A 23,316-nucleotide genomic window follows, 5' to 3' on the forward strand; every position below is an offset into this window, starting at 1 on the left:
ACGGAGGCGATGTGGAGTCGCAGTCCGTGCTTTTCGACGGTGCGGTCGCGGTATGCGAGGACTTCGGGGAAGTTGTGTCCGGTGTCGACGTGCAGGAGGGTGAAGGGGATCGCGGCGGGGGCGAAGGCCTTCAGGGCGAGGTGCAGCATGACGATGGAGTCCTTGCCGCCGGAGAAGAGGATCACCGGCCGTTCGAACTCGCCCGCGACCTCACGGAAGATGTGCACGGCCTCGGACTCCAGGGCGTCCAAGTGCGAGAGCGCGTACGGGGTGCTGTCCGTCTCCTCGGAGTCGGAGACACTGGCGACGGTCGTCATGCGAGACCCCTTTCGGTGAGCAGCGCATGGAGCGCGGCCGCGGACTCCTGCACGGACTGGGTGTGCGACTCGATGCGCAGATCGGGCGACGCGGGCTCCTCGTACGGGTCGTCGACGCCGGTCAGCCCCGAGATCTCACCCGCGGCCTGCTTGGCGTAGAGGCCCTTCACATCGCGTACGGAGCAGACCTCGACCGGGGTCGCCACGTGCACCTCCAGGTAGGGGGTGCCGCCGCTCTGGTGACGCCCGCGGACCGCCTCACGGCTGTCGGCGTACGGCGCGATCACCGGGACGAGCGCCTTGACGCCGTTGCGGGCGAGCAGTTCGGCGAGGAAACCGATCCGCTGCACGTTCGTGTCGCGGTCCTCGCGCGAGAAGCCGAGGCCCGACGAGAGGAACTCGCGGATCTCGTCGCCGTCGAGCACCTCGACGCGGTGGCCCTCGTCGCGCAGCCGGCCGGCCAGCTCGTACGCGATGGTGGTCTTGCCGGCGCTCGGCAGACCCGTGAGCCAGATGGTGGCTCCGGTCGTCACTTGCTGCTCCTGAGAGATCTGGGTGGTCGTGGTCATCCGTGCAGCCCGCACTCGGTCTTGGACCGTCCCGCCCAGCGTCCGGCGCGGGCGTCCTCGCCCTCCAGAACACGGCGGGTGCAGGGCGCGCAGCCGACGGAGGCGTAGCCGTCCATCAGCAGCGGGTTGGTGAGGACGCCGTGCTCGGCGACGTACGCGTCCACGTCGTCCTGTGTCCAGCGGGCGATCGGCGAGATCTTGACCTTCTGCCGCTTCTCGTCCCAGCCGACGACCGGGGTGTTCGCCCGGGTCGGGGACTCGTCGCGGCGCAGTCCGGTCGCCCAGGCGTCGTACCTGGTCAGGCCCTCTTCCAGGGGCTTGACCTTGCGCAGGGCGCAGCACAGGTCGGGGTCGCGGTCGTGCAGCTTGGGGCCGTACTCGGCGTCCTGCTCGGCGACGGTCTGACGCGGGGTGAGGGTGATGACGTTGACGTCCATCACGGCCTCGACCGCGTCCCGGGTGCCGATGGTCTCGGGAAAGTGGTAGCCGGTGTCGAGGAAGACCACGTCGACTTGGCTGTCGCCGGGCTGGGCGCGGGAGGCGAGGTGGGCGACGACCGCGTCCTCCATGGAGGAGGTCACGCAGAACGCCTTGCCGAAGGTCTCGACGGCCCACTGGAGGATCTCCAGAGCCGAGGCGTCCTCGAGATCGCGCCCCGCCTGCTCGGCGAGCCGCTTCAGATCCTCGGCCGTACGGTCTTCCCGATCTTCCCGGTCTTCCCGGTCCTTCTGAATCGTCGTCATATCTCGTCCCCTCCACCTTCGTTGCGCTGAACCCCACGGGCGAGCAGCCCGAGGAACTTCAACTGGAAGGCTCGGTTGCACGCCGCGCATTCCCACGCGCCGTGGCCCTGCTCGCTCGGACGGAGGTCTTCGTCACCGCAGTAGGGGCAGTAGAAGGGAGCGGCCCGCTCACTCATGACAGCGACTCCTCAGAAGCCCTGGTCGCCCATGTGGCGAAGCGCTCGCCGTCCTCGCGCTCCGCCTGGAAGCGCTTGAGGACCCGCTCGATGTAGTCGGGCAGTTCGTCCGAGGTGACCTTCAGGCCACGGACCTTGCGGCCGAAGCCGGCCTCCAGGCCGAGCGCGCCGCCCAGGTGCACCTGGAAGCCCTCGACCTGCTCGCCCTGGTCGTTGAGGACCAGCTGGCCCTTGAGACCGATGTCCGCGACCTGGATACGGGCGCAGGCGTTCGGGCAGCCGTTGATGTTGATGGTGATGGGCTCTTCGAACTCGGGGATACGGCGCTCGAGTTCGTCGATCAGAGAAGCACCGCGCGCCTTGGTCTCGACGATCGCGAGCTTGCAGTACTCGATGCCGGTGCAGGCCATCGTGCCGCGCCGGAAGGTGGAGGGCTTGACGGTCAGGTCGAGGGCTTCGAGGCCCTCCACCAGCGAGTCGACCTGGTCCTCCGTCACGTCGAGCACGATCATCTTCTGCTCGACGGTGGTGCGCAGCCGGCCCGAGCCGTGTGCCGCGGCCAGCTCGGCGATCTTCGTGAGGGTGGTGCCGTCCACGCGGCCGACGCGCGGCGCGAAGCCGACGTAGAAGCGGCCGTCCTGCTGGCGGTGCACACCGACGTGGTCGCGCCAGCGGGCGACCGGCTGGTCGGGGGCCGGGCCGTCGACGAGCTTCCGCTTGAGGTACTCGTCCTCCAGGATCTGGCGGAACTTCTCCACGCCCCAGTCGGCGACCAGGAACTTCAGACGGGCGCGGGTGCGCAGGCGCCGGTAGCCGTAGTCGCGGAAGATCGAGATCACGCCTTCGTAGACGTCCGGGACCTCGTCCAGCGGGACCCAGGCGCCGAGGCGCTGGCCGATCTTCGGGTTGGTGGAGAGGCCGCCGCCGACCCAGAGGTCGAAGCCGGGGCCGTGCTCCGGGTGGTTCACGCCGACGAAGGCGACGTCGTTGATCTCGTGTGCCACGTCGAGCAGCGGCGAGCCGGAGATCGCGGACTTGAACTTGCGGGGCAGGTTCGAGAAGTCCTTGTTGCCGATGATCCGGCGGTGGATCTCGTCGATGGCCGGGGTGCCGTCGATGATCTCGTCCTCGGCGATGCCGGCGACGGGCGAGCCGAGGATGACGCGGGGCGTGTCACCGCAGGCCTCGGTGGTGGACAGCCCGACGGCTTCGAGCCGGTTCCAGATCTCGGGGACGTCCTCGATACGGATCCAGTGGTACTGCACGTTCTGGCGGTCGGTGAGGTCGGCGGTGCCGCGCGCGAACTCCTGCGAGATCTCGCCGATGACGCGCAGCTGGTCGGTGGTCAGCCGGCCGCCGTCGATGCGGACGCGCAGCATGAAGTACTTGTCGTCCAGCTCCTCCGGCTCCAGGATCGCGGTCTTGCCGCCGTCGATCCCGGGCTTGCGCTGGGTGTACAGCCCCCACCAGCGCATACGTCCACGAAGGTCGTTGGGGTCGATCGAGTCGAAGCCGCGCTTCGAGTAGATCGTCTCAATGCGTGTCCGCACATTGAGACCGTCGTCGTCCTTCTTGAACTGTTCGTTTCCGTTGAGCGGGGTGAAGTGACCCACGGCCCACTGACCCTCGCCGCGGTGACGACTCACCTTGCGGCGGGGCGCGGCGGCGGGATTCTGCGGGGTGGCGGCCATGGTTGATACGTCCTTCGGGACTGCGGGACAGGAAGGAGAGCGGCTCTCATCTGCGCATGCGGGCGCATACGGAAGTGCGCGCGCGTCATTGCGCAGAGGGAGGCAAAAGGGAGAATGTCGGCTGGGCCGGGGCTGTCAGCTCGCCGGACAGATGGCGCTGGACATGCGGCCGAGGTCGACGTGCCGCCGACTCACCAAGGCAATTCCAGTTCCAGACATGACGGAAGCGTGTCACGGGGATCTCGGGCCAGTCCACCGTCATCCATCATGTGGACACCCTTGTCCCGAATGGCGAGACGAAGGTGTTGTCGGTCACATGGCTGGGCAGAAATGGACGATCCGACGGACCGGTGACCGCCCGATGGCGGGCCGAGGGTCGGTCCGTGGCAGGTCAGACCGCTCGTGCGCCCGGCCAGGGCCCGGGTGTGGCGACCTCCGGCTCCTCCTCCACCTTGGTGTCGAAGAGCTTGAAGCCGCGGCGCAGGTAGTTGTCCATCGCGTGCTCCCCGTCCTTGCTGCATGTATGCAGCCAGACGCGCTTCGTCTCGGGCCGTCCCGGCCAGCGCTCCCCGAGGTCCCAGGCGCGTGCCACCCCGTGGGAGAGCAGGTGCCCGCCGATCCGGCGGCCCCGGAAGGTCGGGATCAACCCGAAGTAACTGACTTCCACGACGCCGTCGTCCTGCGGGTCCAGCTCGACGTAGCCCGCGGGCGTTCCCCGGTCGTAGGCGACCCAGGTCTCCACGCCGGGGCGGTCCAGGAACCCCTGCCACTGGGCGTACGTCCAGCTCAGGCGGTCGGTCCAGCGGATGTCTCCGCCTACGGAGGCGTACAGGAAGCGGCTGAACTCGGGCGAGGGGACTTCGGAGCGCACGATCCGGACGTCGCCGTCGGGCGTGATCGCGGGGAGCAGGTCGCTCGACGCGGTCTGCTCCAGGGACCAGGTGGTCACAGTGACGTTGCTCATGGGGGCCAGGGAACCACGGGGCCGCGCCCTGCTCCAAAGCGGGCCAGGTGCTTTCGCCCCCGCCGCCCCTACCCGTCCCATCCCTGGGGGCTCCGCCCCCAGACCCCCCCGCGTGTGTTCTTCGACTGCGGGCCGGTGGGGGCCGTTCGCGCAGTTCCCCGCGCCCCTTAAGGGGCGCTGCGCGCATCTTTCAGCCCGTCCGGCGTTTGAGGACGAGGCCGTTCAGGCCGAACGGGGGTTTGGGGGCGAAGCCCCCCGGGCTCTAGCCCAGGGACTTGTCCACCGCGGTCAAGGGGACCGCGTACAGCACGCGCTCCGGTGTCGTGTCCGGGTCCGCGCCGGTGAGGGTCCACAGTTCGCCGGTCTCCGGCCAGTAGGACAGGGAGGCGGTGTGCTGGCCCCAGCAGGCGTAGGACTGGTCCCCGGTGCACTGCACCGCCTCGGCGGTGTGCCCGCTCTGGCGCCACAGCGTGCCGTGCCGGCCACCGCTGGCAGGAGTGTGGCCGACATACCAGTCGGCCCTGCGTGCCCCGGCCGGCGTGTACGAGAGGACGCCCGAGAGTCCGGCGGCCTTGGTCGTGTAGGCCTCGCGCGCGTCGACCCGCCCCAGGGAGTCGCTGCCGAGCAACCCCGCCCGGCCGGTGACGGTGCTGTACGAGTACCGCCAGATCCGGGTCCGTTCCGTGCCGTCGGCCGGTGCCGCCTCGGTGGCGACCAGGCTGTCCGGCGTCGAGGTGCGGTCCAGCGAGAGGGAACCGAAGCAGGGGTTCGCCCGGGTCTCGCCCGAGCCGCACGTGCCGCCCGCCGGGCTGTAGGAGCCGACGGCCGGCAGCACGTACTGGTAGCCGTGCGCGGAGTAGCCGCCGCGTACCCTGCCGATCGCCCCGCTGTTCACGCCCGCCTTCAGGAGGTGGTGCAGGTCGAAGACGAGCAGGGAGTCGTCCTGCCCCGCGCCGTTCTGCGCGGTGACGATCAGCTTGCCCTGGTACCAGACCATGCCGCCCATCCGGGAGCGGACCGCGCCGAAGTCCCTGCCGCCGTCGCGCGGCGCGACCAGCAGCACCCAGCGGTACCTGAGCGCCGCCGGGTCGCTCGCGTCGATGAAGGCGACCCGGGCCAGGCCCCGGTCCGTGGCGGAGGCGCCCGCGGCCCGGTCGTCGTGGCTCCAGCCCGCCAGGATGACCCGCTGGTCGCCCCACCGGCCGTCGTCGTCGGCGTCGCCTGAGGTGGTGACGGAGGCGGGCGCCCACTGCTGGGTCTCCGCGTCGTCCGAGGCCCAGCAGTACGCGCGGGTGGCGACCGGTTCGAGCGGCAGCGCGGCCCGCTCGGTCCCGGAGCAGTCGGCCTCGTCGCGCATCGTGTGGTCGGCGCTCGCCAGCACGCCGGAGACCCCGACGTTCCCGCCCATGTTCCGGCTGAGTGTGCTGAGGGTGTCCCCGGCGACCAGGTTCTCGTGCAGCCGGAGCCTGCTGGTCTCGGAGGCCGAGGTGAGCGGGGTCAGCGCGCCCGGACTGTTGCTGCCGGTGGCCTGGGAGGTGCTGATCAGCGTGGCGGCCGCGGTGAGCGCGAGGGCGGTTCCGGCCAGGGTGGCACGCAGCGCCTGTCCCCTTCGCCTACGACGGTGCCTGCCGCGGTGCTTCATGCGTCCTCCCGAGGTAGGCCAACTGCCCCTCATGATCAGAACATTGACGGAGAGACGGGTGGGGTGGCCTGTGGAGGGATGCTACGTCAGAGAGCCATGTGCCTGGTCAAGGACCCCGGAAGACGGTCCCGAAATACGCTCCTTGCCTCCCGCAGGGGGCATATTCGGCCGGTCGGGTGACGCGTCGGGGCCCGGTGCGGTACAAGGAGGCCCGGAATTCCGCGCCCTGCGCACCGCAGGGGCCGTCGAGTGGGGGAGCAGGTCCCCGGGGTCCTCCGGAAGCACCAGCTGGACCTCCGCGGCCTCGCAGAAACGATACGGCCGGTGTTCCAGAAAAGCCCCGAGATACCGCCGTACGCGCGACATCTCGGCCCGCACCGTCACCGTACGACCGGGGTCGTCGAACAGGTCGTCGGCGAGCCCGGAGGCGCTGCGCCCGGCGGGCCGGACGGCCAGCAGGTACAGCAACTCGGCGTGGCGGGGGCTCAGTTCGTGGCACCAGGAGCCCGCTTCGGACGAGACGGTCACCGAGGAGCGGCGCGGGTGCGCCAGGTCCAGGACGATCCGCGCGGCCCGCCGGGGTCCCTGCTCGTCGGCGGCCCGCAGCAGCCAGCCGCCGGGCAGCGGCTCCACCACGCACAGCCCGAGCGTCGGCAGCCAACTCCGCCCGGGAGCGAGCGCCTTGGGCAGCGCGAGCCGCCCGGTGTACGGCATCCCGGTGACCGCGGCCGTCCAGCCGTCCTGGTCCACGGCGAGGGCGCGTCCGCCGAGCCGGGCGAGCACCGGCGCCGCCACCGCGCGCAGCCCCTCCAGCGAGGTCAGGTGCAGCTCGCGCAGGCGCGCCTCGGCGAGCTTGGCCACCGAGCCGACCAGGGCGAGCGTCGCCGGGTGCAGGGTGTCCAGCGGCCCGCTCACGTCCACGACGCCGATCAGAGTGCCGTCGCGCGGGTCGGTGATCGGGGCGCCGGTGCAGGTCCACGAGTGGTGGGTGCGCACGAAGTGCTCGGCGGAGAAGACCTGGACGGGGCGCCGGGCGACCAGCGGGGTGCCCACACCGTTCGTACCGACCACGCCCTCGCGCCAGTCCGCCCCGAGTTCGAAGCCGAACCCGTCGGCCTTGCGCAGCACGGACGCGCTGCCCTCCCGCCACAGCACCCGGCCCTCCGCGTCCGCGACCACCATGATGTGGTGCGCGACGTCCGCGACCGAGAGCAGGCCCTCGCGCAGCACCGGCAGGACATGCCGCAGCTGTGAGGTCTGGCGCCGCCGCTCGACCTCGTCGCGGACCAGCAGCCCGGCCCGGAAGTCGTGGTCGGGGTCGACCCCGCTGCGCAGCATGCGCTCCCAGGACTGCTCGATCACCGGGCGCGGCGCGAGGCGGGCGGGCTGTCCGGAGAGCGTGGCGTCGCGTACCTTGCGCAGCACACGGGCCGCCTGGGCGGCGTCCAGAGCGGCGAGCCGCGTCACGTCGATCGGCGAGTGCGCCACGGAATCCTCCCCGGACGGGCTCGGGACACCGGTGGCCCACCACTGCCCGGCCCTTTTCGGCCACGGTCACCCGGGCCCGTACTGACTGCTGTTCTCATAGTGCCGCCCGGCGCCGACGGAAGGACACAGTCCGGCCACAGAAGCCGGAAAAGTTGCAACCCCCTGCAACCCTGGCGAACAGCCGTACGGGGTCGGAAACTTGAGCAACGCCGCCCGTGCGGCGTTCGCGCTCCTCACAACGGGGCCAGAGAGCGGGGGTGGTGCCGTGTCGGCGCAGCACCACCCCCGCGCCACCGGTGCGGAGACCGGCTCAGGAAACCGGTCGGGCCCGTTCCACCACCGTGGCCAGATCGAGACTGTGCGGCAGCGTGCCGAAGGCCGAGCCCCAGTCGCCGCCCAGCCGTGACGCGCAGAACGCGTCGGCGACCTCCGGGGGCGCGTACTGGACGAGCAGCGACCCCTGCAGCACCAGCGCGACTCGCTCCGCGAGCCTGCGCCCGCGCCCCTCGATACCGTCCAGGTCGGCGAGTTCGCCCAGCAGGTTCTTGATCGCGCCGTCGAGCCGGTGGTCGGCGCCTCGGGCCCGGCCCACCTCCTGCAGGAACGCGTTCAGCGCCTGCGGCTCCCGCTGGAGCGCGCGCAGCAGGTCGAGGGCCTGCACATTGCCCGCGCCCTCCCAGATGGAGTTGAGCGGCGACTCGCGCAGCAGCCTCGGCATGCCGGACTCCTCGACGTACCCGTTGCCGCCCAGGCACTCCAGCGCCTCCACCGCCACCGAGGTGCAGCGCTTGGTCACCCAGTACTTGGCGGCCGGCACCGCGAGCCGCAGGAACGCCCGCTCGTCCTCGCCGCCGTTGTCGTAAGCAGCCGCGAGACGCATCGCCAGTGTCGTCGCCGCCTCCGACTCCAGCGCCAGGTCCGCCAGCACGTTGCGCATCAGCGGCTTGTCGATCAACTTGCCGCCGAAGGCCTCCCGGTAGGTGCAGTGGTGCACGGCCTGCGCCACGGCCTGCCGCATGATCGCCGCGGCGCCGAGCACACAGTCCAGCCGGGTCACCGCGACCATCTCGATGATGGTGCGCACCCCGCGTCCCTCGTCCCCGACCCGGCGCGCCCAGGTCCCGTCGAACTCGACCTCGCTCGACGCGTTCGACTTGTTGCCGAGCTTGTCCTTGAGCCGCTGGATGCGGAACACGTTGCGGGTCCCGTCCTCCAGCACCCGAGGCACCAGAAGACAGGTGAGGCCGCCCGGGGCCTGCGCGAGCACCAGGAACCCGTCCGACATCGGCGCCGAACAGAACCATTTGTGCCCCGTCAGCTCATACGTGCCGTCCTCGGCGAGCGGCCGCGCCTCGGTCCTGTTCGCCCGTACGTCACTGCCGCCCTGCTTCTCCGTCATGCCCATCCCGAAGAGCACACCGGCCTTCTGGGAGGCGGGCCGCAGCCCCTGGTCGTAGACGGTGGACGTGAGCAGTGGCTCCCAGAGGGCGGCGAGCGCCGGGTCGGTGCGCAGGGCGGGCACCGCCGCGTGGGTCATCGACAGCGGGCAGCCGTGGCCCGCCTCGGCCTGCGACCACACGACGAAGCCGGCCGCGCGCCTGAGGTGACCGCCGGGACGGCTCCAGGCCGCCGTCAGCCCCGCCGAGACCCCCTTGCCGAGCAGTCGGTGCCAGGCGGGATGGAAATCGACCTCGTCGACGCGGTTGCCGTAGCGGTCGTGGGTGCGCAGCTTCGGTGGGTTCTCGTTGGCCAGCACCCCCCACTCCTGCACCTGCGCGGAGCCCGTCGTGCGCCCGAGCAGCGACAGCTCCTCGCGTGCCTCGTCGAGAAGCCCTGGATCAAGATGCCGGTCGACCGCCTCCACGAGGGCCCGGTCGGCGGCAAAGACGTCATATCCGACCAGGGGCGGAGCCTGGTTGGTCACGGTGTGGGTGCTGGCTGCCATACGGATACGGTAAGGACGTGCACCAGGCAAAAGAAACACCTGAACGGCCTCCCGTGGGCCGCTTTCACCGCGCTCGCGCGCTGTACAGGAACGTGTCGAAGCGCAGGACCGCCTGGCTGCTGCTCAAGGACACCGTCAACTCCTGCATGGAGTACCGGATCCTGGGGCTGGCGGCCGAGGCCGCCTTCTTCACACTCCTGTCCGTGCCGCCCCTGCTGCTGAGCCTCATCGGACTGCTCGGCTACGTCGACGCCTGGACCGGCGCGCACTCGATCGCGAGCCTGGAGTCCAACATCCTGGAGGCCTCCCGCACGGTCCTCACCGACAAGGGCGTCCACCAGATCGCCGAACCGATCCTTCACGACGTGATGAAGGGCGGCCGGCCCGACATCATCTCCATCGGTTTCCTCTTCGCCCTGTGGTCGGGCTCACGCGCGGTGAACGTCTTCGTCGACACCATCACCGTGATGTACGGCCTCGACGGCACCCGGGGGATCGTGGCGACCCGCGTGATGTCGTTCCTGCTGTTCATCGTGGCGCTGCTGATCGGCTCGATCGCGCTGCCGCTGATGGTCGCGGGCCCGGACGCGGTGGTGCAGATCGTGCCGTGGTCGGCGACGCTCGTGCAGGTGTTGTACTGGCCTGTCGTCATCGTGCTCTCGGTCGTCTTCCTGACCACGCTGTACCACGTGTCGGTGCCCGTCCGCTCACCCTGGGTGGAGGACGTGCCCGGCGCCCTGGTCGCCCTCGCCATGTGGGTCCTGGGCAGCTTCCTGCTCCGCATCTATCTGACCAGCACGGTCGAGGGCCCGACGATCTACGGCTCACTCGCCGCCCCCGTGGCCGTCCTCCTGTGGATCGGTGTGTCCGCGTTCGCCGTCCTCGTCGGCGCCGCGGTCAACGCCGCCATCGACCGGGTCTGGCCGGCCGCCGCCACGGCCGCGGCCCGCGCCGCGAACGAGCGTCTGCGTCAGGAGCAGGCCGCCGAGTACGTCGCCCGCGCCGCCGCCCACCGCGCCGCCGACCCCGACCCCGACGACCCGGACATGCCCTCCGAGTTCCCGGAACGCTGGTCCCGCTTCCTCCCCCCGGAGGACGTGACCTCCCGTCTCCGCACCCACGTGAAGAGCTCCCACCACCCCCGCAAGCACAACGACGACGACCACTGTCCGGAGGACTAGCACGACCCGAGTGGGAGGCGGCCCGTAGGGGCGCGGGGAACTGCGCGTTGGGGATGGGACGGACCTACCCCTTCCACGCACCCCCCACCGCCGCCTCCCGAGCGAACGCAGTGAAATCGCGCGGCTCCCGCCCCAGAACCTCCCGCACACCCCCCGAAAGGTAGGAGTTGCGCCCGTCGAGCAGGCTCTCGAAGAGCTCGACGAGGAACTCGACCTCCTCCGCCGGCACCCCGAACCCGGCGAGCCGATCGCCGTACTGGCGCGCCGTCACCGGGAGATACGTCAGCTCACCCCCCGTCGCCGCCGCGATCTCCCCCACCGCCTCCCGAAAACTCAGCAGCCGGGGCCCGGAGACGGCGAGCTCCTGCCCGGCATACCGGTCGCCGCCCGTGAGCACGGCCACCACGACGTCCGCGATGTCCCGCACATCGATGAACGGCTCCCGCACCTCACCGGCGGGAAACACCAGCTCCCCGCGGAGCAGCCCCTCCACCAACGGCCCCTCGCTGAAGTTCTGCGCGAACCACGCGGCCCGAACGACCGTCCAGTCGGCGCCCGACGCCCTCAGCGCCTCCTCGGCCGGCCGCGCCCGCTCCTCACCCCGCGAGGACAGCAGCACCAGCCGCCGCACCCCCAGCCCGACCGCCTCTCGTGCCAGACCCCCGACCACCTCGGCCGCGTCGGGCGAGCCGACGTCCGTGGGGTGGACGAGATACGCCGCGTCGGCACCCCGAAGGGCGTCCGCCCACGTCGACCGGTCCGTCCAGTCGAACCCCGCCGCGCGGGACGCGGCCCGCACACTCAGCCCCGCCGCCCGCGCGGCCTCGGCCACCCGCCGCCCGGTACGCCCCGTGGCGCCCGTGACCAGCACCGTCATGTCCCGTACGTGCTCTTCGTGTGCCCTGTTCTGCGTCATACCGCCAGTGAATCGCCGCCCGCGCGGGACTCCCATCGCCGAGGAACTCATTCCCATAAGCGGACGTCTACGTCCCTTCCCCTCAGACGTCTACGCTGACGCCATGGACGCACTCGCCGGCCTGCTGGAGGGCCCCCGGGCACGTGGCGCCTTCATGATCCGTGCGTGCTTCGACCCGCCCTGGTGCGTACGCGTCGAGGACCGCGCCCCTCTCACGATCATGCTCGTGGTGCGCGGCGAGGCCTGGGTCGTGCCGGACGCGGGGGAGCGCGTGTTCCTGCGGGCCGGTGACCTCGCGATCGCCCGCGGCCCGGACCCGTACACCTGCGCGGACGACCCGGGGACCCCGCCCCAGGCGGTGATCCTGCCGGGCGGCGAGTGCACCTACCCCGACGGGCGGTCCCTGAAGGGGCAGTGGGACCTGGACGTCCGCACCTGGGGCGACCGGCTCGACGGCTCCACGGTGCTGCTGATCGGGACGTACATGATGCGGGGCGAGATCAACGGCAGACTGCTCGACGCCCTGCCGCCGCTGCTCTCCCTCACCCAGGACGTGTGGGACTGCCCGCTCACCGAGATCCTCACCGAGGAGATCGTGCGCGACGAGCCGGGCCAGGAGGTGGTCCTGGACCGGCTCCTCGACCTCCTCATGATCGCCGCGCTACGCGCCTGGTTCTCCCGCCCGGAGGCCGCCGCCCCCGCCTGGTACCGGGCGCTCGCGGACCCCGTCGTCGGCCGGGTGCTGCGGCTCGTCCAGGACGACCCGGCACACCCCTGGACCGTGGCGACGCTCGCCGCGAAGGCCGGGGTGTCCAGGGCCGCGCTGGCCCGCCGCTTCAGCGAACTCGTGGGCGAGCCCCCGATGGCGTACCTCACCGGCTGGCGTCTCGCCCTCGCCGCCGACCGGCTGCGCGAAACGGACGACACCCTTGAGGCGATCGCCCGTCACGTCGGCTACGGCAGCGCGTTCGCCCTGTCCAGCGCCTTCAAACGGGTGTACGGGGTCAGCCCGCAGGAGCACCGGACGCGGGCGGCGTAGCCTGACGTACGTGTATGTGGAGCGGGCTTCCCGGTTGGCGGGCGCCGTGGTGTGGTCCCGTGGAACGTCCGGTTCCACGGTGGGGGCCGTGCTTCCCGACGGCTGCATGGACCTGCTCTGGCACGAGGGGCGACTGCTCGTCGCCGGGCCCGACACCCAGGCGTACGTTCCCGAGGACGCGGCCGGGCGCTGGGCGGGCGTCCGTTTCTCCCCCGGCACGGGGCCGACGCTCCTCGGCGTACCCGCCCACGAACTGTGCGACCTGCGCGTCGACCTGGCGGACCTGTGGCCCGCCTCGGAGGTCCGGCGCCGCACCGCGCGGGTCGCCGCGGCCGCCGATCCGGTGACCGCGCTGGAGCAGGTGGCGCTGGACCGGGCGACTGCCGCCGATCCGCCCGACCCGCTGCTGCGGGAGGTCGTGACGGCCCTGGACGCGGGCCGGTCGATCGCGGCGACGGCCGACCGACTCGGCCTGAGCGCGCGTCAGTTGCACCGCCGCTCGCTGACCGCCTTCGGCTACGGCCCCAAGACCCTCGCCCGCGTCCTGCGCCTGCAGCGGGCGCTCGCCCTCGCGCGCACCGGGGTCCCCTTCGCGGAGACGGCGGCCCGCTCCGGCTTCGCCGACCAGGCCCATCTGGCCCGGGATGTAAGGGAGTTGGCGGGCATGCCGCTGGGGGAACTACTCGCGCGCGGGTAGCGGCGCGAACAGATCGACGCCATTGCCGTCCGGGTCGTGCACGACCGCGTACCGCATCCCCCAGAAGGCGTCCCACGGTTTGAGCTCGCCGTGGTAGCCGGCGCCGACCAGGTCCTCGTAGACGGAGTCGACCTCCGCCGGGCCCTCGCAGCCGAAGGCGAGCGACATCCGGCCGCCCCCGTCGGCCGGCGGCCGCCACCCCGCGTGGAACGAACGGATCGTCTCCTCGGTGTCGATCGCCAGCCTGGACCCGCCGGGCAGTTCGGCCTCGACGTGCGGCTGGTCCTCGGCGCCCTCGGGGAAGACGAGGCCGAGGCGGCGGTAGAAGGCGAGCGTGGCGGCCATGTCGGAGGCGACCAGGCCGATCACGGCGAATCGTGGAGTCATGGGGACACCGTAGGCAGGGGGCGGGAAGCGGGTCTTGAACGAATCGGACAGAGTCCCTCCGGGGCGCAACGACCGGAACCGACCTCATTTCATCGCCGTGAACTGACGTGCATCTGTACAGACGTGCACCTGTGGAACACCTGTGCGAGAGGATGGGTGTCATGATCCGACCTGTGCGCGTGCTGTCGCTCCCGGTGGTGCTGCTGATTCCCGTGCTGCTCACGGGGTGCGGTACGGAGAAGGCGGGGGCCGGGACCGGGGTGGACTCGTCGGCGTCGGTTGCCGTGCCGAGCCGGGCCGAACTCGACGCGCGTGCAAGTGCGTTGGGGATCGCGCCGGAACTCGTGTACGTCACGAAGGCTCCCGGCTTCACCCTCGCCCAGCAGTCGGTCGGCGTGTACGGCGACGACGGCTTCTCCGGCGTGTACTGGGCGAAGGAGACCAACGCCCAGATCCAACTGTCCGTGGAACGCGGCACGATGACGGCGCGGTCCTGCCCGAAGCAGCCGGTCGGCGGCATGGCGGGCGAGCGGACGGTGTGTGAGCGGGACGGCGACGCGTGGTACCGCGCCGGTGGGGGCCGGCACGAGTACGCGCTCGTCGAGAAGGGCCATGTGCTGAAAGCGAGCGGTGACTCGACGAAGGTGACGCGGGCCGTCCTGCTCTCCGCCCACCGCCCGAGCGACGCCGAACTCGCCGCCGTCCTGCCACCGGCTCCGACGACGGCCACGGCGCCCGTGGAGCGGGGTGACCTGCCGTCGACGGGGGACGGGGCACCCAACAACGAGGTGGGGACCACGGGTTGAGCGTGAGTCGCCCCGCCCCGCCACTTCCCTGGGGCTCCGCCCCCAGCCCCCACCAACCCGCAGTCGAAGACGATCCCCAGGCATAGGCTCGCGCCCATGACCACCCGTGTTCTCGCCTACACCCGGACCACCGCCTACCGGCACGACTCCATCCCGGCCGCCGTCGCCGCCGTACGCTCCCTGGGCGCTACCCACGGCTTCGGCGTCGACGCCACCGAGGACCCGGCCGCGTTCGAGACGCCCCTCGACCCGTATGCGGCGGTCGTCTTCCTCTCCACCAGTGGGGACGTCCTGACCCCGGAAGGACGGACCCGGCTCGCGGCGTACGTCGAGGGTGGCGGCGGGTTCGTCGGAGTGCACGCCGCCGCCTGCACCGAGTACGACTGGCCGTACTACGGCGAACTCCTCGGCGCGCGCTTCGACCGGCACCCTGAGTACCAGCCGGGCAAGGCCGTCGTCGAGGATCGCGGACATCCGGCGACCGAACATCTGCCACCCGTCTGGGAGTTCACCGACGAGTGGTACGACTTCCGGACCAGCCCGCGCGGTGCGGTCCGCGTCCTCGCCTCCGCCGACGAATCCTCCTACGAGGGCGGCGGCATGGGCCGGGACCATCCCCTCGTGTGGTGCCGGGAACAGGGCGCGGGCCGGGTCTTCTACACCGCGCTCGGGCACGCCTCGGAGGCGTACGAGGACCCGGACTTCCGTGCGCATCTGCTCGGCGGCATCACCTGGGCGACCGCCCTCTGAGCGAGTCGGCCGCTCTCCGGCTGTCCGGTACCGGCCCCGTACTCGCCCGTTCCACCAGACGCGTCGACAACTCCGTGCGCGTGCCCTCGGGTTGCTCGCCCGCCATCATCCGCACAAGCAGGCGCAGTGCCGTCGCGGCCATCTCGGAGAGCGGCTGGCGCACAGTGGTGAGGGCCGGGGTGGCCCAGCGGGACTCGGGCAGGTCGTCGAAGCCGACCACACTGAAGTCGCCCGGGACGCTCAACCCCCGTTCGGACAAGGCCTGGTAGGCGCCGAGGGCCATTCTGTCGGAGCAGACGAAGACCGCGGTGGGCGGCTCGGGGAGGTCGAGGAGTTCCCGCATGTGGCGGTGGGCGCCGGTCTCGCTGAAGCCGCCGTAACGGACGTACTCGGGGCGCTGTCCGATCCCGGCCGAGGCGAGGGCCGAGCGGTAGCCGGCGACCCGGGCGCTGCCGCACATCTTGCGGCGGAAGCCGCCGATGACGGCGATGCGTTCGTGGCCGAGGGACAGGAGGTGTTCCGTAGCCAGCACCCCGCCCTGCCAGTTGGCCGCGCCCACCGACACCACACCGGTCGGCGGTTCGAGCACCGGGTCGATCATCACGAACGGGATGCGGTGCTGCTCCAGCCAGGTGTACTGGGACGGGGTGAGCTCGGCCAGGTTGAACAGCACGCCCGCCGAGCCCCGCGTGGTGAGCTTGTCCAGCCAGTCGCGCTCCGGGCGCCCGCCCCTGGTCCGGGTCAGACCGGCCGAGACGACCACCTCCAGGCCCGCGTCGTGCGCCGCGCCCTCCACCCCGTGCAGCACCGCGCCCGACCAGGAGCTCTCCAGCGAGTGCACCACGAGGTCGACCAGCCCCGGCGGCTTTGCCGCCTCGAAGCGGGGTCTGCGGACGTAGCCGAGCCGGTCGAGCGCCTCGGTGACCCGGCGGCGGGTCTCCGGCGCCACGTCCTCCCGGCCGTTGACCACCTTCGACGCCGTCGGCACCGAGACCCCCGCCTCGCGGGCGACGACCGCCAGCGTCGGCCCGGTCACGCTTCCCGTACGCACCATGAGAGCCCGCCTCCCCGGCCCGCCCGAGGGCCCGTCGAAAGTTTCGAACAGCACTGCTCGCGCGACCGGCACCGCGATCGCGTAGCAACCGCTTTCTACATTAAGCCCGCCTCAACACGGCGTGAAGGGGAAGGGATTGACGGAAGCCCCGCGCGTCGAAAATTTCGAAATGCCGAACAGGATTCCTCGCGCGGGAAAGGTCGACGCACTCTGGTTCACCGGGTGCCGGTCTGCAAGCATGAGAGGCGGGCGTCGGACGGCCCGCTGTGGGATCGCCGCCGCAGCGAGCCCGCGTTGGAGGGGGACCGACGGTGGCGGGAGTCGCCCTGAACATCGTGGTGGGGCTGGTCACCAGCGTGTTGAGCGGTGGACTGGTCTGGATCTGGCAGCGCGTCGGCACGACGCGTGACCAGCGGCGTCGGTGCGCCTTCTTCGGCCTGGAACCGGGTGGTACCTGCATCGTCGTCATGAACAACCAGTGGAACAAGCCCGGAAGCACCGAGCACCACGATGTGCAGGCCATGATCGAGGCCGTGGTCCTGGCCCGTCGCACAGGCTGCGAGGTCATCACGCGGTCGAGCGACGAATTCCGCGACGGCAACGGCGACGCCGTCGAATTCTGCATCGGTGGTCCGGAGAACGGCTCGAATGTCCGAACGGGCGGCCATCTCGCGCACAACCTGCCGGGTGTGGTCATCCAGCCGTTCAGTGACCGGCCGAACTCGATGGCCATCGACGTCGGCGGCGACAGCTTTCCGCGTGATCGGGGCAATGAGGAGCATGTGCTCGTCGCGAAGTTCACACCCACGGGTGCCGGCCGCCCGGTCATCCTCGTCTGCGGACAGAGCGCGATCACCAACCACGCCGCCATGTACTTCCTCAACCAGTCGTACCGGCGGCTGGCCGCGACGGTTGCCACGACCGAGCGGTTCTGTCTCGTGCTGAGGGTCGGTTCGATCCGTACGTACGGATTCCGGGCCGTGGAGCTGGCCAGGGACGTTTCAGCCGCCGCCTTCACACGGTAGGGCGACGGCCGGACGGCGGTCCGTCGCCGCCCGGCGCGAGACCGTTGATCAGCTCGGCGGCGGCCATGGCCCAGGTGCGCTTCCCGGCCATGATGGTGCGTACGGTCTCCGCGTCGGCGAACGCCGCCTCGCGTCGGTGCAGTACGGCCGCGACGGCGGAACCCCAGCGCGGCACGTCCAGCCGGGGATCGTCCCGCACCGGGATGACGATGCGAGCGGCGTCCTCGGCAGGCAGGTACTCCCGGAGCAACTGGCCGAGCCCGCTCCTTCGGCTGATGAGTACGGGTACACCCCGGACGATCGCCTCCAGACCCACGAGTCCGAAGCCGTCCGCACGTGAGGGCATGAGGACCAGGCTCGCCAGTCGCAGTTCGTGTTCGAGCCGTTCCCTGTCGGTCGAGAAGTTGGGGACCACGACGTTCAACGACGGTTGTCCGGCCCACTTTCTGATGGCCCGGTCGAGTCGCTCGGCCTGGCCGGGGGTGGCGCCCCGGAGCATGAGCCACACCTCGGCCTCGTCCGGGTCGCGGAGTCCGACCGCGTGCCCCACCGCTCGGGCCGCGAGGTCGAGTCCCTTCACACCGTCGTCCTCCAGCCGGCCCGTGACGAGAACGCGCAGCGGGCCCTCGACCGGCTCGCGTGGCCCCGACAGCGGACTGTCGAAGCCCGGATCGAGCCGCAACGGCTGGGGAACGCCCGGCAGCACCGACATCTCCTGGCGGTAGTAGTCGTACAACCGGGGGCCGACGGCCACGAGCCTGGTCGCGCCGCGGCCGAGCTTCAGCTCCGTCCAATTCCGGTCGTCCGCCCGTGCGTACAGGTCAAGACCCCGGGTTTTCCTCTTGTGCCGGTCCGTGTCGTCCGCCCACATGTGGACGAAGTGCAGGCGTGGGGTACCGGAGAAGTTCTCTTCGGCCTGGAAGAGCGCGGCGGGTCCTGTCACCCGGCTGTGACCGATGATCAGGTCCGGAGGCAGGCCGCCCGGCAGCACGGGTTTGCGCATCAGACGATCCCGCTCCGTGGCGCCGGGGAACGGCGGCGCGAGAACGAGGTGTACACGGGAACGTTCCGCGTTCGCGATCTCCTCCGCAGAGGCGGAAGGCACCAGGCAGAACACCTCGTGACCTGCCTCGGCCAGTGCCCGGCACAACGACTGGTTCAGGGCGCTGATCCCGCCCTCGGCGGGGAACCACTCATCGGCGAGCACCAGCACCCGCCAACCACGTTCCGCGGTGGTCAAGGACGCCCGCGGCACGGACGCGGAATGTGCCGCCGCATCGGTTCCCGATACGAACGCGGGACTTTCCGGTCCTGTCGCCGTGGTGTCGGCGGGCTCACCGGTCCCCGACCGCAGCGAGCCGCGGAACAGGCCGGGCGCTGTCGGTACGCCGGGTGCGGTCGGCAGGTCGCCGTTTCCCGGCCCCATGCCGCCGGTCTTCTCCATCGACGTGACCAGCTCGACGAGTTCGTCGAAGTCGAGCTCATGCCGCAGGTGGGCGGGCAGGCCTTCCCACAGGAGACGGATCTCCTGCCGGGCTTCGAGCCGTGCCTGGAGAGCGGCGAGCACCACGTGTTCCTTGGTGTCCACCCGTACTTGTTCGACATCGAAGAGGAAGGGTGTCAGCGCCACGAGAACCAGATCGGCGACGCCGTGCACACCGGCCCGCTCCAGCGCGGTGACCAGCAGGGCGGAGGCGAGAACGCTCCTGAACCGCTGCCCTGGGATCCGCACCTGCCGGCGGCCGACCCGCAGCGACAGGGGCTCGTCAAGGAGATCGTCGAGCGCGAGACGGAAGATCCGGTCCAGGTGCGCACGCTCGGCGCCCTCGGCCAGGCCCAGGTCTTCGAGCAGACGCGCGATGCGGGCTTCGTCGACGGTCGCCAGCCCGTCGGCACTGGTCATGAACGCGGTGAGCGAGAGAAGGTCGACGGCGTCAGACATGGGCGCGCCCACCCTGCTGGTCGATGATCCACCAGGCACTGACGACGTGCTGGACGGCGGCGTCGATGCCCGGCAGCAGCGGTGTGAACTCCTCCGGCCGGCTCTTCGCCTGTTCCGGTCCCAACGAGGTCAGCCAACGCTGGAGGTAGTGCCGGCCCGCTTCACCCGTCAGTTGCAGCCAGACGATGCCGGGCAGAACGCTGACGGTGAAGGCGAACACATGCAGCTTTCGGTCGCCGTCGACATCAGCCCGCATCCAGTTCACGTGGGCCTTCTGTTTGAAGGTGTGCACCAGTTGGGACACGATGGGGAGATCCGCGATGGCGTAGATCGTGTCGATGTGGTCGGAGCGGGCGCTGCCCGGGGCGTCCGTGAGACTGGCGGCGGTGGTCAGACAGACCACCGGCAGAGTGAAGGCGCGCGCCACGTCGGCGGGGCTCTCCGTGTCGAACAGGCCCAGCCGCGCCACGGCCCGGCCTTCGGAGTCGTATCCGGCGGCCTGGAGCGCGACCACGAATCCCGCCCGCTCCTCCAGGGCGTTGGGACGGGCGAACTGACGGGCCAGCAGGTCCGCCCGTGCCCACACCAACAGCACGTGCGCACCCAGCTGTTCATGGTCGCGCGCGAAGTCGGCGGCGCGGGCGGCGATCTCCGACTCAGGGACGATCTCCAGCGGCAGGGGCCCCGTGTCGTGCAGGCGTATCCGCTCCCGCTGGTGCTCCTCGATGTCGTCCGGGATCGGTGCGCGGACGCTGTCCAGTTCGATGCGGGCCCGCAGTTCGGGGCTGAGTGTCGCGATGTCCTCGAACAGGTCGTCGATCAGTTCCCGTACAGGGGCGGTACGCAGAGTGGGTACTCCGTTGCGGGTCAGGAAGTCCGCCACCTCGTCGAAGAAGACCCCGAGTTCGTCCGGGGTCGAGCCGGGACCGAGACCATGGGGCCTGAACCGCGGCAGGTCGAGCGAGAGAATCGTCGTCAGACGGGCGTCGGGACGTGTGTCCGGGCCGTTGAGGTCGCGGGTGCGGAGCCTGGTGAATCCGCCCGCGTAAGCCGGTTCGAGAGCGGCCGGCGACATGGCCGCGCGCAGCAGGGCGTCGACCTGGAACCGGCCGGCTTCCCACTCCGTCCCAGCGCTCAGGCGGGTGCCCTGATCGAAGTAGACCTTGTAGTCCGGACTCTGCTCCAGGAGCTTCAGTGCGAAGGGGTCGTTGCCGACCGAGAGGGTTGTGGCGTAGGTCTCGTGCACGAGCCGCGCGGACTCCCGGCAGAAGCGGAAGAGAAGTCTCAACTGTTCGCTCAGCACGCCGAGTCGGGCGAGATCCGCCGAGAAGCGAGCCACCAGACCCCAGGGCGTGGAATGCTGCAGCTCGTGGTGCAGGCGTTCGTGGACGGAGACGATGGCCTGCTCGTCGCGGTCGGTGAGTGCCGTGGCGTGCAGAGTCCAGGACTCAAGTCCGTCGTAGGCGCCCAGCACGTCGGACGCATCACTACGAGTGCACCAATAAGACGATTCGTCGGTAGACACGGTGGCAGCGTACCGAGAACTCGCGTCCCCTCGCGTCGCATGGATGCCGGGGCGCACCGGGCTTCGCACGTCGTTCCGCCCGGAGCCTGTCCGGCGGAGTGTCAGGCGAACTCCCTCGGGGCGGGCCTGGGCTTCCCGCGGTTCCGTGTCGCAGTCGTCCGCCGACCCGCCATCAGCAGTGTCGTGCCCAACAGCAGCCCCAGCGTGGGCAGGACGGGGAACCGGCCGTCGGGTGCGAAGCCCCGGGTGGCGAAGCGGGTCAGGGCGGTGACGCTCGCCGCGAGGCCGAGCCAGGGCAGCCACAGGCGGGGCGAGTCGGGATCCGGGCGAGTCCGTTCGTGAAGGAGGGCCAGCCCGCGCTCCAGGGGACGCAGCGCCCGCACGACACCGGTCAGGACGACGCCGAGCACGAGGAGCCACGGCAATCGGAGTCCCCACCAGGCCGCGGACCCGAGGGTGGGTTCGGGCGCGAGGCCGGTCAGATAGAACGCGGCGGCGACGATCAGCACCGGCAGCATGTGCCACAAATACAGCGTCATGCTGGCACCGCCCACGGGGCGCACCGCCCGCCACATCCGCTCGCGCTCCAGCAGCCGTCGTACCGCGGGCGCGGCCAGCAGGCACAGACCGACCTGGGCCACCGCCCACGCCAGCATCGCCGCCGACGGCGGATCGGTGTTGCTGGGGGTCTGCCCGGTCACCAGGATCAGACTGACCGGGAACGGCCCGAGGGTGATCAGCGCGGCGAAGGCCACTGCGCCGCCCGCCGCCAGCGCGGCCGGGAGCGGCCGGCGCTCCGTCAGCAGGCCGTCCCGCCAGCAGAAACCCAGTTGGTAGGCCACGCCCCAGACGAGCACGTAGTCGAGCAGTCCGACGTACGGCGTGTGCACCGACACCACCAGGGTGTCGGTCACGAGGGCGACCGCGCCCATCGCCACCGGGACGAGGAGCCCCCAGCGCCGGTGCGCCGCGTGCAGCGGCGGGGTCAGCGCGCTGAGCAGCAGATACACCGGAAGGAACCAGAACTGCATCGCCATCGCCCAGCCCACCAGCTCAAGGGTGTTCGGGTCCACGCCGACCGTCGAGCAGATCCCTACGGCGGACAGCACAAGACAGCTGTACACGGCGGCCGGAAGCAGCAGCCGCAGCGCCCGCGCTCCGACCCATCCGGCGGCCGTACCGGCCGCCGCCCGGGCCCGTGTCCAACTGCCGCCCGCCGCATGGCCCCCGGCGAGGAAGAACAGCGGCATGATCTGAAACCCCAGCGTCAGCCACTGGGTCCAGGGCACGGTCGCCAGCAGCTCTGGCGCGCGGATCTCTCCGTCCGGCTCCCGGACCAGGGCGGTGATCAGCCAGTGGCCGAGCACCACCAGGCCGATCGCCCACGCACGCAGGAAGTCGACATAGCGGTCTCTGCTCATGGGCTGTCATGCTGCCGCAGTGCCGCCGCCGGCCGCCGTGGGAAGCCCGGGCCGCAACCAATTCGTGCCCGGTACGACATCCCCCGCAGGCAGCAGCCCGGCAGGGATGCGGTCAAGGGCTGGTCAGTGGTCCGGGCCATGGTCGGCCGCTGCCCGCGTCGTCCTCGCCCTTCTCGCCGTCCTTCCGCGGCCCGGGACAGCCCCTCCCCGCTCCGGACGCGGGCTCACCCGAACGCGCGTACGTGTCGGCGGGGCATCGGCGGCCGGGCGTGGTGAGGTGATGCGGGCGGCGGGAACCGGGCCGGGCTCGCCGGCTCGCCGCCGGTCTGTTCCTTGTCGAGATGGGGAGCGTTCATGTACGGCGTACTCGGATCCGCTGCCGTGGCGGCCGGTGCCGCCTGTGTGCTGCTGGGTCCGTCGATGGCCCCGGCCGACTCCGGGGCCGTGGCGATGGTCGCGCCTCATCCCGCACGGGCGGTCGAGGACGTACGAGGCGGGGGAGACGGCACCCTCATCACCCGTCTGCACAGCGCCCGTTCGTGTCGGGGACCATGCGCCGGCAGAAGTACCTGAAGGTGACGACGACCGCTACCGAGAGGCGCTTCAAGGGCAACGGGCTCCCGGACCATCCCACCGGGCGCTTCCCCGTCCGGAAGGGCACCCTCGCCTACAAGTACTACGCGGAGATTCCCGCGCACGGGTACCCCAACGCCGCCGCGATCCCCATCAAGCCGTGGAACCTCGATGTCACCGTTCCGCGCGATCCGTCTGTCCGGGCGCGGCCCACGTGCATCGACTGTTTCCGGGGGGAAGCCGGTGACGGTGCCCCGGTCCGGGCACGACAGGGCCTAGCCGCCGAGGCGGCCGAGCTGCGGGGACTGCTGACCCACCACGAGGGCAGCGCGGGCGGCGCGATGACGACCGTGCCGGTCACCACTTCGGGCCGCCCGTCGTCGTACGCCCCGACACCCGCCCGGGAATGGGCTGATGCGGTGTGGTGCTCTGCTGTGGAAGGACACGACGCGCCGGGGTGAGGAG

At 71.0% G+C, this 23,316-nt stretch carries 23 protein-coding genes; 7 read left to right on the plus strand and 16 right to left on the minus strand.

All coding sequences use genetic code 11. The features are described from left to right. The 10 genes from ACFZDJ_RS33370 to ACFZDJ_RS33415 all read right to left on the minus strand — a co-directional run. The coding region (locus ACFZDJ_RS33370) for a phosphoadenosine phosphosulfate reductase family protein (RefSeq protein ID WP_391064377.1) at positions 1-317 on the minus strand (317 nt) is incomplete at its 3' end. After that, entirely contained in the window at positions 314-886 is a 573-nt protein-coding gene (gene cysC, locus ACFZDJ_RS33375; RefSeq protein WP_168496790.1) for an adenylyl-sulfate kinase, read from the minus strand. The genes ACFZDJ_RS33370 and cysC, both read right to left, overlap by 4 nt. Then, the gene (locus ACFZDJ_RS33380; RefSeq protein WP_391064380.1) at positions 883-1,629 is read right to left on the minus strand and encodes a phosphoadenylyl-sulfate reductase; all 747 of its coding nucleotides are present in this window, start codon (positions 1,627-1,629) and stop codon (positions 883-885) included. Before ACFZDJ_RS33380 ends, cysC begins: the two co-directional genes overlap by 4 nt. Next, on the minus strand, positions 1,626-1,805 hold the full coding sequence (locus ACFZDJ_RS33385; protein ID WP_079090235.1) for a hypothetical protein: 180 nt from the start codon (positions 1,803-1,805) through the stop codon (positions 1,626-1,628). Before ACFZDJ_RS33385 ends, ACFZDJ_RS33380 begins: the two co-directional genes overlap by 4 nt. Continuing rightward, positions 1,802-3,496, minus strand: a complete 1,695-nt coding sequence (locus ACFZDJ_RS33390; protein ID WP_168496794.1) for a nitrite/sulfite reductase — start codon at positions 3,494-3,496, stop codon at positions 1,802-1,804. The genes ACFZDJ_RS33385 and ACFZDJ_RS33390 overlap by 4 nt, the downstream gene beginning before the upstream one ends. Before the next feature lie 135 nt (positions 3,497-3,631). Next, the gene (locus ACFZDJ_RS33395; RefSeq protein ID WP_309486338.1) at positions 3,632-3,715 is read right to left on the minus strand and encodes a putative leader peptide; all 84 of its coding nucleotides are present in this window, start codon (positions 3,713-3,715) and stop codon (positions 3,632-3,634) included. A gap of 172 nt (positions 3,716-3,887) precedes the next feature. Then, positions 3,888-4,460: a GNAT family N-acetyltransferase gene (locus ACFZDJ_RS33400; RefSeq protein WP_391064383.1), complete on the minus strand. Its 573-nt coding sequence runs from the start codon at positions 4,458-4,460 to the stop codon at positions 3,888-3,890. A 262-nt stretch (positions 4,461-4,722) separates the two neighbouring features. Then, positions 4,723-6,102: a hypothetical protein gene (locus ACFZDJ_RS33405; RefSeq protein ID WP_391064386.1), complete on the minus strand. Its 1,380-nt coding sequence runs from the start codon at positions 6,100-6,102 to the stop codon at positions 4,723-4,725. Positions 6,103-6,183: 81 nt separating this feature from the next. After that, positions 6,184-7,590: a GAF domain-containing protein gene (locus ACFZDJ_RS33410; protein WP_391064389.1), complete on the minus strand. Its 1,407-nt coding sequence runs from the start codon at positions 7,588-7,590 to the stop codon at positions 6,184-6,186. Positions 7,591-7,900: 310 nt separating this feature from the next. Continuing rightward, positions 7,901-9,535, minus strand: coding sequence for an acyl-CoA dehydrogenase family protein (locus tag ACFZDJ_RS33415; RefSeq protein ID WP_390934589.1), 1,635 nt, complete (start codon positions 9,533-9,535; stop codon positions 7,901-7,903). Between the two features lie 17 nt (positions 9,536-9,552). Here ACFZDJ_RS33415 and ACFZDJ_RS33420 point away from each other — a divergent pair, with 17 nt between their 5' ends. Further along, a complete protein-coding gene (locus ACFZDJ_RS33420; protein ID WP_390934587.1) occupies positions 9,553-10,716 on the plus strand; it encodes a YhjD/YihY/BrkB family envelope integrity protein in 1,164 nt (387 codons plus the stop codon). A gap of 64 nt (positions 10,717-10,780) precedes the next feature. Here ACFZDJ_RS33420 and ACFZDJ_RS33425 read toward each other — a convergent pair whose 3' ends face one another. Continuing rightward, complete coding sequence (locus ACFZDJ_RS33425) at positions 10,781-11,632, minus strand: NAD(P)H-binding protein (protein ID WP_384909877.1); 852 nt, start codon at positions 11,630-11,632, stop codon at positions 10,781-10,783. A gap of 103 nt (positions 11,633-11,735) precedes the next feature. Between ACFZDJ_RS33425 and ACFZDJ_RS33430 the strand changes: the two genes are divergently transcribed. Both ACFZDJ_RS33430 and ACFZDJ_RS33435 read left to right on the plus strand, forming a co-directional pair. Further along, positions 11,736-12,671 carry a cupin domain-containing protein gene (locus tag ACFZDJ_RS33430; RefSeq protein ID WP_391064391.1) on the plus strand — a complete coding sequence of 312 codons (936 nt, stop codon included), beginning with the start codon at positions 11,736-11,738 and terminating at the stop codon, positions 12,669-12,671. 10 nt (positions 12,672-12,681) lie between these two features. Next, on the plus strand, positions 12,682-13,368 hold the full coding sequence (locus tag ACFZDJ_RS33435; RefSeq protein ID WP_391064394.1) for a helix-turn-helix domain-containing protein: 687 nt from the start codon (positions 12,682-12,684) through the stop codon (positions 13,366-13,368). Here the strand turns inward: ACFZDJ_RS33435 and ACFZDJ_RS33440 are convergent. After that, positions 13,351-13,755: a VOC family protein gene (locus tag ACFZDJ_RS33440; RefSeq protein ID WP_168512284.1), complete on the minus strand. Its 405-nt coding sequence runs from the start codon at positions 13,753-13,755 to the stop codon at positions 13,351-13,353. The two genes, ACFZDJ_RS33435 and ACFZDJ_RS33440, sit on opposite strands and share 18 nt — an antisense overlap. 161 nt (positions 13,756-13,916) lie before the next feature. Here ACFZDJ_RS33440 and ACFZDJ_RS33445 point away from each other — a divergent pair, with 161 nt between their 5' ends. Both ACFZDJ_RS33445 and ACFZDJ_RS33450 read left to right on the plus strand, forming a co-directional pair. After that, positions 13,917-14,561: a hypothetical protein gene (locus ACFZDJ_RS33445; protein WP_391064398.1), complete on the plus strand. Its 645-nt coding sequence runs from the start codon at positions 13,917-13,919 to the stop codon at positions 14,559-14,561. Positions 14,562-14,657: 96 nt separating this feature from the next. Then, a complete protein-coding gene (locus tag ACFZDJ_RS33450) occupies positions 14,658-15,311 on the plus strand; it encodes a ThuA domain-containing protein (protein WP_390934583.1) in 654 nt (217 codons plus the stop codon). On the opposite strand, the gene ACFZDJ_RS33455 is transcribed toward ACFZDJ_RS33450, so the two are convergent. Further along, on the minus strand, positions 15,289-16,365 hold the full coding sequence (locus ACFZDJ_RS33455) for a substrate-binding domain-containing protein (RefSeq protein ID WP_391064401.1): 1,077 nt from the start codon (positions 16,363-16,365) through the stop codon (positions 15,289-15,291). The two genes, ACFZDJ_RS33450 and ACFZDJ_RS33455, sit on opposite strands and share 23 nt — an antisense overlap. Before the next feature lie 311 nt (positions 16,366-16,676). Between ACFZDJ_RS33455 and ACFZDJ_RS33460 the strand changes: the two genes are divergently transcribed. Further along, positions 16,677-17,390: a hypothetical protein gene (locus tag ACFZDJ_RS33460; protein WP_168512292.1), complete on the plus strand. Its 714-nt coding sequence runs from the start codon at positions 16,677-16,679 to the stop codon at positions 17,388-17,390. Here the strand turns inward: ACFZDJ_RS33460 and ACFZDJ_RS33465 are convergent. The 3 genes from ACFZDJ_RS33465 to ACFZDJ_RS33475 form a co-directional block, all read right to left on the minus strand. Next, positions 17,380-19,332 (minus strand): glycosyltransferase, encoded by a 1,953-nt coding sequence (locus ACFZDJ_RS33465; protein WP_391064404.1) that lies wholly within the window; start codon positions 19,330-19,332, stop codon positions 17,380-17,382. The two genes, ACFZDJ_RS33460 and ACFZDJ_RS33465, sit on opposite strands and share 11 nt — an antisense overlap. Then, positions 19,325-20,857, minus strand: coding sequence for a hypothetical protein (locus tag ACFZDJ_RS33470; RefSeq protein ID WP_391064407.1), 1,533 nt, complete (start codon positions 20,855-20,857; stop codon positions 19,325-19,327). The genes ACFZDJ_RS33465 and ACFZDJ_RS33470 overlap by 8 nt, the downstream gene beginning before the upstream one ends. A 101-nt stretch (positions 20,858-20,958) precedes the next feature. Beyond that, on the minus strand, positions 20,959-22,278 hold the full coding sequence (locus tag ACFZDJ_RS33475) for an acyltransferase family protein (protein WP_391064410.1): 1,320 nt from the start codon (positions 22,276-22,278) through the stop codon (positions 20,959-20,961). Between the two features lie 551 nt (positions 22,279-22,829). Here ACFZDJ_RS33475 and ACFZDJ_RS33480 point away from each other — a divergent pair. After that, entirely contained in the window at positions 22,830-23,312 is a 483-nt protein-coding gene (locus tag ACFZDJ_RS33480) for a hypothetical protein (RefSeq protein ID WP_391064413.1), read from the plus strand. The last annotated feature ends 4 nt before the right edge of the window (positions 23,313-23,316 follow it).

It is taken from the genome of Streptomyces sp. NPDC007896 (genome assembly GCF_042959425.1).
GTDB lineage: Bacteria > Actinomycetota > Actinomycetes > Streptomycetales > Streptomycetaceae > Streptomyces.